Consider the following 13,522-nt stretch of genomic DNA (forward strand, 5'->3'; position numbering starts at 1 on the left):
GACGATTCGGCCACGACGGTCCGTGAGAGCGTGACACGGAAGCAGACCTTCGTGTTCTTATACTTCTAGGACTAAAAGCGCCAAAAAGGATTAATCATCACGCACTTAATGTAGTCATATGAACACTGCTCAGCCAGGTAAGGGACAGCCCTTAGATGGGTAGGGTTTTGAGTAGTCGGTCTCGACTGGGAAGGAGGTGACGCCGTGGCAGCTCGCGACGACGCTGAGGCTCGTGCCGCGCAGCGCGAACGGGAGGTCGCCGACCTCACAACACAGGTCTCCTTCCTGCAGGAGGAGATCACCGCGTTGCGTCGGAAGCTGACGGAGTCTCCCCGGCAGGCCAGGATTCTCGAAGAGCGTCTCCATGACGTGCAGGCGAACCTCGCGGCCGTAACCGGCCAGAACGAGCGTCTGGTGGCCACCCTCAAGGAGGCCAGAGACCAGATCGTCGCCTTGAAGGAGGAGGTAGACCGGCTGGCGCAACCGCCGTCCGGGTTCGGTGTGTTCCTCGAAACCAGGGAAGACGGCACGGTGGAGGTCTTCACCGGTGGCCGCAAACTCAGGGTGAACGTGAGTCCCGCGGTGGACGTCGAGTCGTTGAAGCGCGGCCAGGAGGTCATGCTCAACGAGGCGCTCAACGTGGTCGAGGCCCTCGGCTTCGAGGACCTGGGCGAGATCGTGATGCTCAAGGAGCTCCTCGAGGACGGCCAGCGCGCGCTGGTGATCTCGCACGCCGACGAGGAGCGGGTGGTGAAACTCGCCGAGTCGCTGATGGACCAGCCGATCCGGGCGGGCGACTCCCTGCTGCTCGAACCCCGCTCGGGCTACGTCTACGAGCGCATCCCCAAGTCGGAGGTCGAGGAGCTCGTCCTGGAGGAGGTGCCCGACATCTCCTACGAGGAGATCGGCGGGCTCATGCGGCAGATCGAGCAGATCCGGGACGCCATCGAGCTCCCGTACCTGCACGCCGACCTCTTCCGCGAGCACAAGCTCCGCCCGCCCAAGGGCGTCCTGCTCTACGGGCCGCCCGGCTGCGGCAAGACGCTCATCGCCAAGGCCGTCGCCAACTCCCTGGCCAAGCAGGTCGCGGAGAAGACCGGCCAGTCCGGCAAGAGCTTCTTCCTCAACATCAAGGGTCCCGAGCTTCTCAACAAGTACGTCGGCGAGACCGAGCGGCACATCCGCCTGGTCTTCCAGCGGGCTCGGGAGAAGGCCTCCGAGGGCACCCCGGTGATCGTGTTCTTCGACGAGATGGACTCGATCTTCCGGACCCGAGGCTCGGGCGTCTCCTCCGACGTCGAGAACACCATCGTTCCCCAGCTCCTGTCGGAGATCGACGGCGTCGAGGGCCTGGAGAACGTCATCGTGATCGGCGCCTCCAACCGCGAGGACATGATCGACCCGGCGATCCTGCGGCCCGGCCGCCTGGACGTCAAGATCAAGATCGAGCGGCCGGACGCCGAGGCGGCCAAGGACATCTTCTCCAAGTACCTCATCCCCGAGCTCCCGCTGCACGACGAGGACCTCTCCGAGCACGGCGCCAACCGCCAGGAGACCATCTCCGGCATGATCCAGCGGGTCGTCGAGCGGATGTACACCGAGAGCGAGGAGAACCGCTTCCTCGAGGTGACCTACGCCAACGGCGACAAGGAGGTCCTGTACTTCAAGGACTTCAACTCCGGCGCGATGATCCAGAACATCGTCGACCGCGGCAAGAAGATGGCGATCAAGCAGTTCCTGGAGACCGGGCAGAAGGGCCTGCGGATCCAGCACCTTCTGGCGGCCTGCGTGGACGAGTTCTCCGAGAACGAGGACCTGCCCAACACCACCAACCCCGACGACTGGGCCCGCATCTCCGGCAAGAAGGGCGAGCGGATCGTCTACATCCGCACCCTCGTGACGGGCAAGCAGGGCACCGAGGCCGGGCGCTCCATCGACACGGTGGCCAACACCGGTCAGTACCTGTAACCACGTGTGACCGGCGGCGCGGCCCCCTCCCGGGGGCCGCGCCGCCGGCGTCTTCCCGAAACCCTCGTCGAGGGTGCGGCGTTCGACGGTCGATAAACCTTGTCCGGTTTTATCCATTTTCGTCCTTATGAGTCCGTATCTCCTTTCACACCCGTCCCTGAAGTGAACGGAAATAGACGGCCGTCACGGGGAACCCGAATGATCGAGACGCCGTCCAAGTGGCGTGCGTGAACATTCCGGCCCGGCCGCCCGGTGAACGGCGCGGGGTCCCGCGAGGCGCCTCGGGGAGGCGGCCGCCTCGCCGAGCTCGACCTCCTGCGCTTCGTCGCCGCCATGGCGGTGCTCGCCTTCCACTACTTCATCGCCTTCGCCTCGGTGTGGGGCGACCGCCCGGCCGAGCTGTTCCCGGCGATCTCCACCCTCTCCGGGCTCGGCATCCTCGGCGTCGAGCTGTTCTTCATGATCAGCGGCTTCGTGATCCTGATGAGCATCTGGGGGCGGGGCCTGGGGGCGTTCGCCCTCTCCCGGCTGGTGCGGCTCTTTCCCGCCTACTGGGTCAGCGTGGCCGTCACCGCCGCGGTCTACGGGCTGACCGCCGCCACGGCCCTGGACCCCAAGCTCAGCCTCGGCGAGTACGGGATCAACCTCACGATGCTCCAGCGGGCCCTCGGCGTCTACGACGCCAACGGCGTCTACTGGTCGCTGTGGGTGGAGCTCCGCTTCTACGTGCTGATCTCGATCCTGGTGATCGCCGGGGTGACGCTCAACCGCTGCCTTGCCTTCATGGGCGTCTGGCTGCTGGCGGCCGGGTTCTTCGCCGGGAGCGAGGAGGCCTGGGTCGACCTGGTGGTCATGCCCAAGTACGCGGCGTACTTCGTCGGCGGCATGGCGTTCTTCCTGATGACGAAGTTCGGCCCCAGGCTCGTCCTGTGGTGCCTCGCCGGGATCAGCGGCGGCCTGGCGGTGAACGCGGCGATCGACCGGGTGGCCGGGCGGATCGAGAACGTCGGCTACGCCGCGATGCCCGTGCCCGAGTGGGCCGTGGCCGCCACCGTGATCGGCTTCTACGTGCTCATGGCGATGGTGGCGCTCGGCTGGCTGGGGTGGCTGCGCTGGCGCGGCCTGGTCGTCCTGGGCGCGCTCACCTACCCGCTCTACCTGTTCCACACCCCGGCCGCGGTCCTGATCGTCCCCGCGCTGCGGGACGTGCTGCCGCCCCCGCTGACCGCGCTGGTCACCGTGCTGGCCGCGATGGCGTTCTCCTACCTGGTGTACCGGTTGGCCGAGCGCCCGCTTCAGGAGTTCGTCAAGTCCAGGAGGCGGAGAAGGGCCGCATCCCCGTCCCCGTCACAGCTCCCCGCGCTCTCCTCGATCCCCCTCGCAACGGGCGAAAAGGCTTCGGTGCCATAACTGTCCGACCACCGGGCATAGTGAAGGGTCTAGGGTCGGGAATAGATACCACGGAGAGAATCAGTCCCTGACGAACAGAGGGTGCGCATGACGGTACGGCGGGTGATGGGCATCGAGACCGAGTACGGTATCTCCGTGCCCGGACAGCCGGGGGCCAACGCGATGGTGACCTCCTCTCAGGTCGTGAACGCCTATCTGGCGGCCTCGGCCGCGAGGGCTCGGCGCGCGCGATGGGACTTCGAGGAGGAGAACCCGCTGCGGGACGCACGGGGGTTCGACCTCGCGCGGGAGGTGGCCGACCAGAGCCAGCTGACCGACGAGGACCTCGGCCTGGCGAACGTGATCCTCACCAACGGGGCCCGGCTGTACGTCGACCACGCCCACCCCGAATACTCCACGCCCGAGTGCACCAATCCCCGGGCGGCGGTGATCTGGGACAAGGCGGGCGAGCGGGTGATGCACGACGCGGCGGTCCGCGCCTCGGCGATGCCGGCCAACGCCCCGATCCAGCTCTACAAGAACAACACCGACAACAAGGGCGCCTCCTACGGCTGCCACGAGAACTACCTCATGCGCCGGGCCACCTCGTTCGCCGACATCGTCAGGCACCTGACGCCGTTCTTCGTCTCCCGGCAGGTCGTCACCGGCGCGGGCAAGGTCGGCATCGGCCAGGACTCCCGGGGCGAGGGCTTCCAGATCAGCCAACGGGCCGACTTCTTCGAGGTCGAGGTGGGCCTGGAGACGACGCTCAAGCGGCCGATCATCAACACCCGGGACGAGCCCCACGCCGACCCGGAGAAATACCGCCGCCTGCACGTCATCATCGGCGACGCCAACATGTCGGAGATCTCGACCTACCTGAAGCTGGGGTCGACCGCGCTCGTCCTGGCCATGATCGAGGACAACTACTTCACCCGCGACCTGGCCGTGGACAACCCCGTCCAGGCCCTGCGCGCGGTCTCGCACGACCCCACGCTCAAGTACGAGATCTCCATGCGCGACGGCCGCAAGCTGACCGCGGTGCAGTTGCAGATGGAATACCTGGAGCTCGCCCGCAAGTACGCCGAGGAGCGCAGCGCCAACGGCCTGGACGAGCCCACCAAGGACATCCTGGAGCGCTGGGAGTCGGTCCTCACCCGCCTGGCGGAGGACCCGATGCAGCTGTCCGGGGAGCTCGACTGGGTGGCCAAGCTGGAGCTCCTGGAGGGCTACCGCACCCGTGACGGCCTTCCCTGGTCGCACCCGCGCCTGCAGCTCGTCGACCTCCAGTACTCCGACATCCGCCCCGACCGGGGCCTGTACAACCGGCTGGTCGCCCGGGGCCGCATGCAGCGCCTGGTCACCGAGGAAGAGGTCCAGCGGGCCATCGAGGTGCCGCCCAACGACACCCGGGCCTACTTCCGCGGCCGCTGCCTGAGCCAGTACAGCGAGTCGGTGGCCGCGGCCTCCTGGGACTCGGTCATCTTCGACATCCCCGGCCGCGAGTCGCTGCAGCGCGTCCCCACCCTTGAGCCGCTGCGCGGCACCAAGGCCCACGTGGGCGAGCTGTTCGACCGCTGCCGTACCGCCGCGGAGCTGGTGACGGCGCTGACCGGCGAGCAGTGACTCCCGCGAGGGGGGAGGCGGCCCGGCCGGGCCGCCTCCCCCCTCGGCATGCCCGGACCCCGTGACGGCCGGAGGCCGTCGAACCGGACATCCGGATTGACGGGGGACGGAGAACCGGGATACGTTCCGGATGTTTTGTGGCGGTGCGAGGGAAATCCGGTGAAATTCCGGTGCGGTCGCGCCACTGTAATCCGGCCCGTGAGGGCCGGGAGCCAGGTCACACTCGGCCGCCACCGACCTACGAAAAGGGACGCGTCAATCCCGGAGGAGGTGGCCGTGAGCCAGATCTCGGCACCGCACACCCAGCCCATCCCATGGCACTCGCTCACCCGCTGGCTGCTCGCCGTACCGGTGCTGCTGCTCCTCGCCTACCTGGTCACCTTCGACCAGGGGGCGATCTCCCAGGCGGGGAACTACCTGCACGAACTCATGCACGACGGGCGTCACCTGCTCGGCGTGCCGTGCCACTGAGCCACAGGTGATCACCAAACTCATCGTCCGGGGCCTCGTCGCCGGACTGCTCGCAGGGCTGCTCGCGGCCGTCTTCGCCTACACCGTCGGCGAACCGCGCATCGACCGGGCCATCGCGCTGGAGGAGGCGGCCGCGGCCGCCGCCCCGGCCGGATCACACGACGACACCGGGACCGCGGCCCACTCCCACGACGAGGAGGAGGCCCTGGTCAGCAGGGACGGGCAGCGCTTCGGGCTCTTCCTCGCCCTCGGCCTGTACGGCCTGGCGGTCGGGGGCCTGTTCTCCCTCGTCTACGCGGCCGTACGCGGCCGGGCGGGACCCCGCTCGGAACCGGTGCTCGCGGTCACCCTCGCCGCCGCCGCGTTCACCTCCGTCGTCCTCATCCCCTTCGTGAAATACCCCGCCAACCCGCCGGCCGTCGGTGACCCGGAGACCATCGGCCAGCGCACCGTGCTGTACCTGGTCGCGGTGGTCATCGGGATCCTCGCCGTCGCCGCCGCGGTCGCCGCCCACCGCTACGCCTCGCGGAGCGAACCGTGGGTGCGCTGGCTGTCGGCGGGCGCCACCTTCCTGATCCCCGTCGTCGCGGCCTGGGTCCTCCTGCCGGAGATCTCGGAGGTGCCCCGGGGCTTCCCCGCCGACCTCCTGTGGGACTTCCGGGTCGCCTCCATGGGAACCCAGGTGGTCTTCTGGGCCGGCGTCGGCGCGCTGTTCGCCTTCGCCGCCCGCAGGCGCGGCCCGGTGTGACGACCTCCTCGGGGGTCACCCGCCTGCTCCTGGTCTGCCACGCCTCCACCTCGGCGACGGTACGGGCCGCGTTCCCGGGTGACGAACCGCTCGACGAACGCGGCCTGCGCCGGGCCGAGGGGATGGCGCGGGACCTCGGTCCGGGTCCCGCGGCCTGCCCCGCCGAACTGCGCTGCGTCCAGACGGCGGCGGCGCTCGGCCTGCGGGCCGAGCACGACCCGCTGCTGGCCGACTGCGACTACGGCCGCTGGAGCGGGATGACGCTCGGCGAGGTCGAGGCCGCGGAACCCGAGGCGCTCGCCTCCTGGCTCGGCGACCCCGGCGCGGCGCCGCACGGCGGGGAGCCGGTCACCGCGCTCCTGGCCAGGGTGTCCGGCTGGCTCGCCGTCCGCGCACCCGGCAGGGCCGTCGCGGTCACCCACCCGGCGGTCATCCGCGCCGCGGTCGTCCACGCCCTCGGCGCCCCCGCCCAGGCCTTCTGGCGCGTCGACGTCGCGCCGCTGGCCCGCGTGACGCTCACCGGGCGCGGCGGGCGCTGGCGGCTCAGCTACCTCCCATGACGGTTCGAGCGCCCGGCGACCCGTTGATTCGACGAGACGGACAGGAGAACCCGAAGGTGCGTGACTCCCGCTATCCCTTCACCGCGATCGTGGGGCTGGAGGACCTGAAACTCGCGCTGATCCTCAACGCGGTCTCCCCCCGCGTCGGGGGAGTGCTGGTCAGGGGGGAGAAGGGCACCGCCAAGTCCACGGTCGTGCGGGCGCTGGCCGCGCTCCTGCCGCCCGTCGAGGTGGTGACCGGCTGCCGCTTCTCCTGCGACCCCGCCGCCCCCGACCCCGGATGCCCGGACGGGCCGCACGAGGGCCGTACCGAGCCGGGCGACCGGCTCACCCCGCCCGCCACCGTTCAGCCCGGCGTCGCGCAGCCCGGCGGAACCCGGTCCGGCGGAGCCCGGTCCGACACCGTGCGGCCCGGTGGAGCGCGGGACGGCGCCGCGCGGCCCGCACGCCTCGTCGAACTGCCCGTCGGCGCCTCCGAGGACCGCCTCGTCGGCTCCCTCGACATCGAGCGAGCCCTCACCGAGGGCGTGAAATCCTTCGAACCCGGCCTCCTGGCGAGCGCCCACCGGGGCGTCCTGTACGTCGACGAGGTCAACCTCCTGCACGACCACCTGGTGGACCTGCTGCTCGACGCCGCCGCCCTCGGCACCTGCTACGTCGAGCGCGAGGGGGTGTCGGTACGGCACGCCGCCCGGTTCCTGCTGGTCGGGACGATGAACCCCGAGGAGGGGGAGCTGCGCCCGCAGCTGCTCGACCGCTTCGGGCTGACCGTGGAGGTCCGGGCCTCGCGGGAACCGTCCCAGCGGGTGGACGTGGTCCGGCGCCGCCTGGCCTTCGAGGCCGACCCCGGCGCCTTCGCCGCCGCCTGGGCGGACGAGGAGCGGGCACTGGCCACGCGCATCGCCGAGGCTCGTGCCAGGGTTGCCCAGGTCGTCCTGCCGGACGCGGCACTGCTCAGGATCGCCACCGTCTGCGCGGGGTTCGAGGTGGACGGGCTCCGGGCCGACCTGGTCACCGCCGGTGCGGCGATCGCGCACGCCGCCTGGCAGGGCCGCACCTCCGTCACCGCCGACGACGTACGGGAGGCGGCCAGGCTCGCGCTCCCGCACCGCCGCCGCCGCGACCCCTTCGACGCGCCGGGCCTGGACGAGTCCAAGCTCCAGGATCTCCTGGACCAGATCCCCGACGACCCCGGCGACCCCGAGGGCCCGGACGACTCCGAAGGCCCGGGGGGCACCGATCCGGACGGCGGCCCGGACGGGCCCGCGCCCGAGGGCGGCCCCGAGACCGGAGACGCCGCCCCGGACGAGGTGGGCGACTCGGGTGACCCGGGCGTTCCCGGCGGCCGCGACGACAGGGAGGCCTCCCGGCCCGCGGCCCCGGACGTCCCGGGCGTTCCCGGCCCCGGGACGCGGGAGCCCGCCGCCTCCACCGAGGATCCCGGTGAACCGCCGGAGACCGCCGGGGGAGCACCGGCCCGCGAGCGGACCTTCGACGCCGAGCCCGGGGGCAGGACCAGGTTGTTCACCGTCCCCGGTGTCGGCGCCGGAGCCCCGGGGCGCCGGTCGCGCGCCAGGACGCCCCTGGGCCGTACCACGGGGGCCCGGGTCCCCGAGGGCCCCACCGGCTCCCTCCACCTGCGGGCCACCGTCGGCGCCGCCGCCCCGTACCAGGTCGCGCGGGGCAGGAACGGGCCGGGACTGCTGCTGCGGCGCGGCGACCTCAGGGAGGCGGTCCGCGAGGGCCGTGAGGGCAACCTGGTGCTGTTCGTGGTGGACGCGAGCGGTTCCATGGCCGCCAGGCAGCGCATGCGGGCGGTCAAGACAGCGGTGCTCGGCCTGCTCCTCGACGCCTACCAGCGCCGCGACAAGGTCGGGCTCGTCACCTTCCGCGGCGCCCGCGCCGACCTGGTCCTGCCGCCGACCTCCTCCGTCGAGGCCGGCGCGGCCCGGCTGCGCGAGCTCCCCACCGGGGGGCGGACCCCGCTGGCCGCCGGCCTGCTGCGGGCCGCCGAGGTGCTGCGGGTCGAGCGTCTGCGCGACCCGTCCAGGCGCCCGCTGGTGGTCCTGGTCACCGACGGGAGGGCGACCTCGGGCACCGTCGAGGAGTCCCGCCGCGCGGCGGGACTGCTGGCCGGGGTGGCGGGGGTGGTGGTCGACTGCGAGGGCGGCCACGTGCGCCTCGGCCTCGCCGCCTCGCTGGCGGCGCGGATGGGCGCGGAGACCGTACGCCTCGACGACCTCACCGACCTGGCCGGGATGGTCCGCGAGCGGCGCGGCGCCGCGTGACCGCGAGGGGCCGGCGAGGACGGTGAGGGCACCGCGCCGCGTGAGGGTGAACGGCCGACGAGAACGCCGCGCCGCATGACAGTGAGCCGTAAGACAGTGAGCCGCATGGCGGTGAAAGGAGGGCGACGATGCCGCAGGGCAAACCCGCCAGCGTGCCCGAGGACGGCCTGACCACCAGGCAGCGCCGCACCCGGCCGCTGCTGATCGTCCACACGGGACCGGGCAAGGGCAAGTCCACCGCCGCCTTCGGCCTGGCCCTGCGCGCCTGGAACCAGGGCTGGCCGATCGGGGTCTTCCAGTTCGTGAAGTCCGCCAAGTGGCGCATCGGCGAGGAGCGGGCACTGCGGGTGCTCGGCGACTCCGGTGAGGGCGGGCCGGTCTCCTGGCACAAGATGGGCGAGGGCTGGTCCTGGATCCAGCGTCCCGGCAGCGAGGAGGACCACGCCGCCGACGCCCGCGAGGGCTGGGAGCAGATCAAGCGCGACCTCGCCGCCGAGACGTTCCGCCTGTACGTGCTCGACGAGTTCACGTACCCGATGAAGTGGGGCTGGATCGACGTCGACGAGGTGGTCGACACCCTGCGCGGGCGCCCCGGCGGCCAGCACGTCGTCGTCACCGGCCGCGACGCCGACCCCCGGCTGCTCGACGCCGCCGACCTGGTCACCGAGATGGGCAAGGTCAAGCACCCCATGGACGCCGGGCAGAAGGGTCAGAAGGGCATCGAATGGTAGCCCGGCTGGTCATCGCGGCCCCCGCCTCCGGGGCGGGCAAGACGACCGTGGCGACCGGCCTGATGGCCGCCCTCGCCCGCCGGGGCATGGCGGTCTCCCCGCACAAGGTCGGGCCCGACTACATCGACCCCAGCTACCACGCCATGGCCACCGGCCGCCCCGGGCGCAACCTCGACCCCTGGCTGGTGGGGGAGGAACTCGTCGCCCCGCTGTTCCTGCACGGCGCGGCCGGGGCGGACGTCGCGGTCGTGGAGGGGGTGATGGGCCTGTACGACGGCGCGGGCTCCACCGAGTTCGCCTCCACCGCGCACGTCGCCAGGCTGCTCGGCGCCCCGGTGGTCCTGGTCGTGGACGCCGCCAAGCAGAGCCGCTCCGTGGCGGCGCTGGTGCACGGGTTCGCCTCCTACGACACCCGGATCAGGCTCGGCGGGGTGATCCTCAACCGGATCGGCTCCGAACGGCACGAGGCCATCTGCCGCGAGGCGCTCGCCGAGAGCGGCGTCCCGGTGCTCGGCGCGATCCGCCGCAGCGACGCTGTCGCCACCCCCTCCAGGCACCTGGGCCTGGTTCCCGCGGCCGAGCGCCGCACCCAGGCCGTCAGGGCCATGGACGCCGTCGCGGACCTGGTGGCCGCCTCCTGCGACCTGGAGGAGCTCCTGCGCCTGGCCCGTACCGCGCCGCCGCTGACCGCCGTCCCGTGGAGCCCGGGGCCGCCCGCCGCTCCCGTCACGAGGATCGCGGTCGCCGGGGGGCAGGCCTTCACCTTCGGCTACACCGAGCAGGCGGAGCTGCTGGCGGCGGCGGGCGCCGAGGTCGTCCCCTTCGACCCGCTCGTCGACGAGACCCTCCCCGAGGGGGCTCGCGGGATCGTCGTCGGAGGCGGCTTTCCCGAGGTCTACGCGGCCGAGCTGTCGGCCAACGAGCCGTTGCGCGATCAGGTCGCCGCGTTCGACGGGCCGATCTCGGCCGAGTGCGCGGGCCTGCTGTATCTCGCCAGGAAGCTGGACGGCAGGCCGATGTGCGGGGTCCTCGACGTCGAGGCCAGGATGACCGGCACCCTCACCCTCGGCTACCGGGACGCGGTGGCCGTCCGCGACTCGCCGCTCACCAGGGACGGGGAGCGCTACCGGGGCCACGAGTTCCACCGCACCGCGGTCGAGCCCGTCCCCGACCGGCCGCTGTTCCGCTGGCGTGGCGGCTCCGACGGGTTCGCCGACGGCCGGATCACCGCCTCCTACCTGCACCTGCACTGGGCCGGCAGTCCCCGGCTGGCCTCCAGGTTCGTCGAGGCCTGCCGCCGCGTACCGGCCGTCTGACCTCCCGGGCCCCGGACCGCCCAGAACAGGACCGCCCAGAACAGGACCGCCCAGAAACGGTCCGCCCCGCCCCCCCGGCCCGGCCCGGCCCGCCCCGGCCCGCCCCGGTCCGCCCCGGCCCGATCCGGCCCGATCCGGCCCGATCCGGTCCGATCCGAGCCGGTCCGAAGCCGCCGGAAACGGCTCGAGGCTGGTTCGAGCTAATTTGTGATGATTGGCGAAGATTTGGGATGTGTTGAAAGCCAGGGGTGTCAGCGTCTGGCCTTTTCGCGGTTTCTCGAGCTCCATCCGTTCTGATCAATTCCGCCCGGCCGGAAAACGCGCCCGGCCTGGCCGTCCCGAGACACCCCGCCCGCGCGGGAGGCGGGCCCGCGTGGCGGAAGAGTGGCGGGAGAAAGAGGAAGGCGGCCGTTCCCCGTCCCGAATGCCCGGCCAAAGGCCGTGCGCGATCCCGCGCGGTCCCGCCAGGTCTTAGCGGTCCTAAGGGGGCCAGTCTCAGGGGAGGGCGTCCGGCGGCAGCCGGGCCGCGGGCAGCCGTGGCGGGGCCAGGGCCACCCCCTCCGCATGGAGGATCGCCGACAGCATGCGACCCGCCTGCCCCATGCTGATGCGGGCCGCGGGGTCGCGCCGGAGCAGCCCCTCCAGGACGGGCCACAGCATCCCCGCCCGCGCCACCGGCCCCTGGTGCCCGGCGCCCCCCGGTTCGCGCGGCGCCGGCGTACGGGACAGGGGGCGCGGCGGCCGGCCCTCCACCGCGAAGTACAGGCTCGCCCCGAAGGACCACAGATCGCCCGCCGGGGTCGGCGGCCCGCCCCGCAGCCGCTCCGGCGCGACGAAGGTGGGAACGTGGACGACCGGCACGGTCGCGGAAGTGTCCTGGTCGCCGTGCAGCGCCGCGATACCGAAGTCGGCCAGCACCACCCGGTCGCCGGTCAGCAGGATGTTGCGCGGGTTGATGTCCCGGTGCAGGACACCCGCCCCGTGCGCGTGGCGCAGCCCGCCCAGCAGCTGGAAGCCGATCCACGCCACCCAGTGGATCGGCAGGTGGCCCAGGTGCCGTACGGTCTCCTTGAGCGTGAGGGCCTCCAGCAGCTCCATGACGATCCAGAGCCGCCCGTCCTCCTCGATCAGGTCGTGCACGGAGATCACCGCCGGGTGGTTCAGCCTCCCGGCCGAGCGCGCCTCGCGCAGCGCCCGTCGTCGCGCCTCGCGCATGTCCGCCCCGTCCTCGCCGAACCGGGGCTGGATCTCCTTGATCGCCACGTTCCGCCCGAGCAGGGAATCGTGGGCCCGCCACACCGTGCCCACGCCGTCCTGCCCGATCGGCGAGGCCAAGTGATAGCGATCACTTAGTAAGCGTGCCTTTCCCGCATCTGTTCCCATGAATCACCTGCTGCACATAGAAGCCGGGCCCCTCAGCTGATTCATATTTTCACCTGGAACAGTGCACTATGTGATTACCTACGGTGATTCTCGGTAACGATTCAGACGCATGGGCATGATGGAATTTTGTTCCATGTCCGTAAACCCTGATCGGGGAATCAGGAAAATGGCCCGGAGGTCGGCGAAGGCGTTTCGGAAACGCTCGTGAACGTTCTCAGGCCGCGCTGAAGCAGCGCACGTCCTCCAGCATCTTCGACGTCCGCTCGGCACTCAGCCGTGCCCGTGGATCCTTGCGCAGCAACCCCCGCAGCACCGGCTCCAGGGCGCCCGCCCGCTTCGGCGCGCGTGGCGGCTCGCGCAGCGCCTCCACCAGCGCCGCCATCGAGTTCACCGTACGGAACGGGGTCCTGCCCTCCACCGCCATGTACAGCGTCGCGCCGAACGACCACATGTCCGCCTCGCGGGTGCCGCCCCTGCCCTGCAGCGCCTCCGGCGCGATGAACGCCGGAGTGCCCCGCGTCGAGGTCGTCGCCGCGCCCTCCGGCGCGGCGAAGCCGAAGTCGGCCAGCACCACCCGGTCGCCGGTCAGCATGATGTTGGCGGGCTTGATGTCGCGGTGGATCACCCCGCCGTCGTGCGCATGCCGCAACGCCTCCAGCAGGCGGCATCCCATCGCCGCCACCAGGTCCACCGGGAGCGGGCCCGCCTGCACGAGCGTGTCGTGCAGCGTCAGCGCCTCCAGGAACTCCATGACGATCCAGAGGCGCTCGGCCTCCTCGGTGAGGTTGTGCACCGTCACGATGCCCCGGTGGCTCAGCCGCGCCGCCATGCGCGCCTCCCTGACCACCCGCCGCCGCTGCTCGGCCGCGGCGGCCCCCGGTGGCAGGAGTATCTCCTTGAGGGCCACCTCTCGCTCCAGAAGCAGGTCGTAAGCGCGCCAGACGACGCCGGTCGCCCCCTGGCCGACGCGTGAGACGAGCTTGTATCTGCGCGCGATGATGGTACTCACCACCCAATGATCGCAGTTTCCAGCCCCGAAGGC

General features: G+C 71.5%; 11 protein-coding genes and 1 riboswitch. Of the genes, 9 read left to right on the forward strand and 2 right to left on the reverse strand.

Going from position 1 to position 13,522, the window contains the following annotated elements; translation table 11 throughout:
- Positions 1-204: 204 nt before the first annotated feature.
- From arc to ACTOQ1_RS10950, 9 genes are all read left to right on the forward strand, one after another.
- Positions 205-1,968 (forward strand): proteasome ATPase, encoded by a 1,764-nt coding sequence (arc, locus tag ACTOQ1_RS10910; protein WP_440066145.1) that lies wholly within the window; start codon positions 205-207, stop codon positions 1,966-1,968.
- Between the two features lie 252 nt (positions 1,969-2,220).
- Positions 2,221-3,378 (forward strand): acyltransferase family protein, encoded by a 1,158-nt coding sequence (locus tag ACTOQ1_RS10915; RefSeq protein WP_440066146.1) that lies wholly within the window; start codon positions 2,221-2,223, stop codon positions 3,376-3,378.
- 87 nt (positions 3,379-3,465) lie between these two features.
- Positions 3,466-4,983 (forward strand): depupylase/deamidase Dop, encoded by a 1,518-nt coding sequence (gene dop, locus ACTOQ1_RS10920; RefSeq protein ID WP_362686098.1) that lies wholly within the window; start codon positions 3,466-3,468, stop codon positions 4,981-4,983.
- A gap of 124 nt (positions 4,984-5,107) precedes the next feature.
- Positions 5,108-5,229, forward strand: a riboswitch (cobalamin riboswitch).
- A 30-nt stretch (positions 5,230-5,259) separates the two neighbouring features.
- Entirely contained in the window at positions 5,260-5,454 is a 195-nt protein-coding gene (locus tag ACTOQ1_RS10925) for a CbtB domain-containing protein (RefSeq protein ID WP_362515902.1), read from the forward strand.
- Positions 5,455-5,461: 7 nt separating this feature from the next.
- Positions 5,462-6,202, forward strand: a complete 741-nt coding sequence (locus ACTOQ1_RS10930) for a CbtA family protein (protein WP_440066149.1) — start codon at positions 5,462-5,464, stop codon at positions 6,200-6,202.
- The gene (locus tag ACTOQ1_RS10935; RefSeq protein WP_440066151.1) at positions 6,199-6,762 is read left to right on the forward strand and encodes a histidine phosphatase family protein; all 564 of its coding nucleotides are present in this window, start codon (positions 6,199-6,201) and stop codon (positions 6,760-6,762) included. The genes ACTOQ1_RS10930 and ACTOQ1_RS10935 overlap by 4 nt, the downstream gene beginning before the upstream one ends.
- A complete protein-coding gene (locus ACTOQ1_RS10940) occupies positions 6,759-9,050 on the forward strand; it encodes a magnesium chelatase subunit D family protein (RefSeq protein ID WP_440066152.1) in 2,292 nt (763 codons plus the stop codon). The genes ACTOQ1_RS10935 and ACTOQ1_RS10940 overlap by 4 nt, the downstream gene beginning before the upstream one ends.
- Before the next feature lie 128 nt (positions 9,051-9,178).
- On the forward strand, positions 9,179-9,781 hold the full coding sequence (cobO, locus tag ACTOQ1_RS10945) for a cob(I)yrinic acid a,c-diamide adenosyltransferase (protein WP_440066154.1): 603 nt from the start codon (positions 9,179-9,181) through the stop codon (positions 9,779-9,781).
- Positions 9,775-11,097 (forward strand): cobyrinate a,c-diamide synthase, encoded by a 1,323-nt coding sequence (locus ACTOQ1_RS10950; protein ID WP_440066156.1) that lies wholly within the window; start codon positions 9,775-9,777, stop codon positions 11,095-11,097. The genes cobO and ACTOQ1_RS10950 overlap by 7 nt, the downstream gene beginning before the upstream one ends.
- Before the next feature lie 495 nt (positions 11,098-11,592).
- On the opposite strand, the gene ACTOQ1_RS10955 is transcribed toward ACTOQ1_RS10950, so the two are convergent.
- Positions 11,593-12,432: a serine/threonine-protein kinase gene (locus ACTOQ1_RS10955; protein WP_440066158.1), complete on the reverse strand. Its 840-nt coding sequence runs from the start codon at positions 12,430-12,432 to the stop codon at positions 11,593-11,595.
- Positions 12,433-12,694: 262 nt separating this feature from the next.
- Positions 12,695-13,489 carry a serine/threonine-protein kinase gene (locus ACTOQ1_RS10960; protein ID WP_440066159.1) on the reverse strand — a complete coding sequence of 265 codons (795 nt, stop codon included), beginning with the start codon at positions 13,487-13,489 and terminating at the stop codon, positions 12,695-12,697.
- Positions 13,490-13,522 lie beyond the last annotated feature (33 nt).

The organism is Streptosporangium sp. OZ121 (assembly GCF_051918885.1).
Lineage (GTDB): Bacteria > Actinomycetota > Actinomycetes > Streptosporangiales > Streptosporangiaceae > Streptosporangium.

Coding starts and splice junctions, on each gene's coding strand:
- dop (WP_362686098.1), top strand. CDS start 3,466: ATGACGGTACGGCGGGTGATGGGCATCGAGACCGAGTACGGTATCTCC.
- ACTOQ1_RS10950 (WP_440066156.1), top strand. CDS start 9,775: ATGGTAGCCCGGCTGGTCATCGCGGCCCCCGCCTCCGGGGCGGGCAAG.
- cobO (WP_440066154.1), top strand. CDS start 9,179: ATGCCGCAGGGCAAACCCGCCAGCGTGCCCGAGGACGGCCTGACCACC.
- ACTOQ1_RS10940 (WP_440066152.1), top strand. CDS start 6,759: ATGACGGTTCGAGCGCCCGGCGACCCGTTGATTCGACGAGACGGACAG.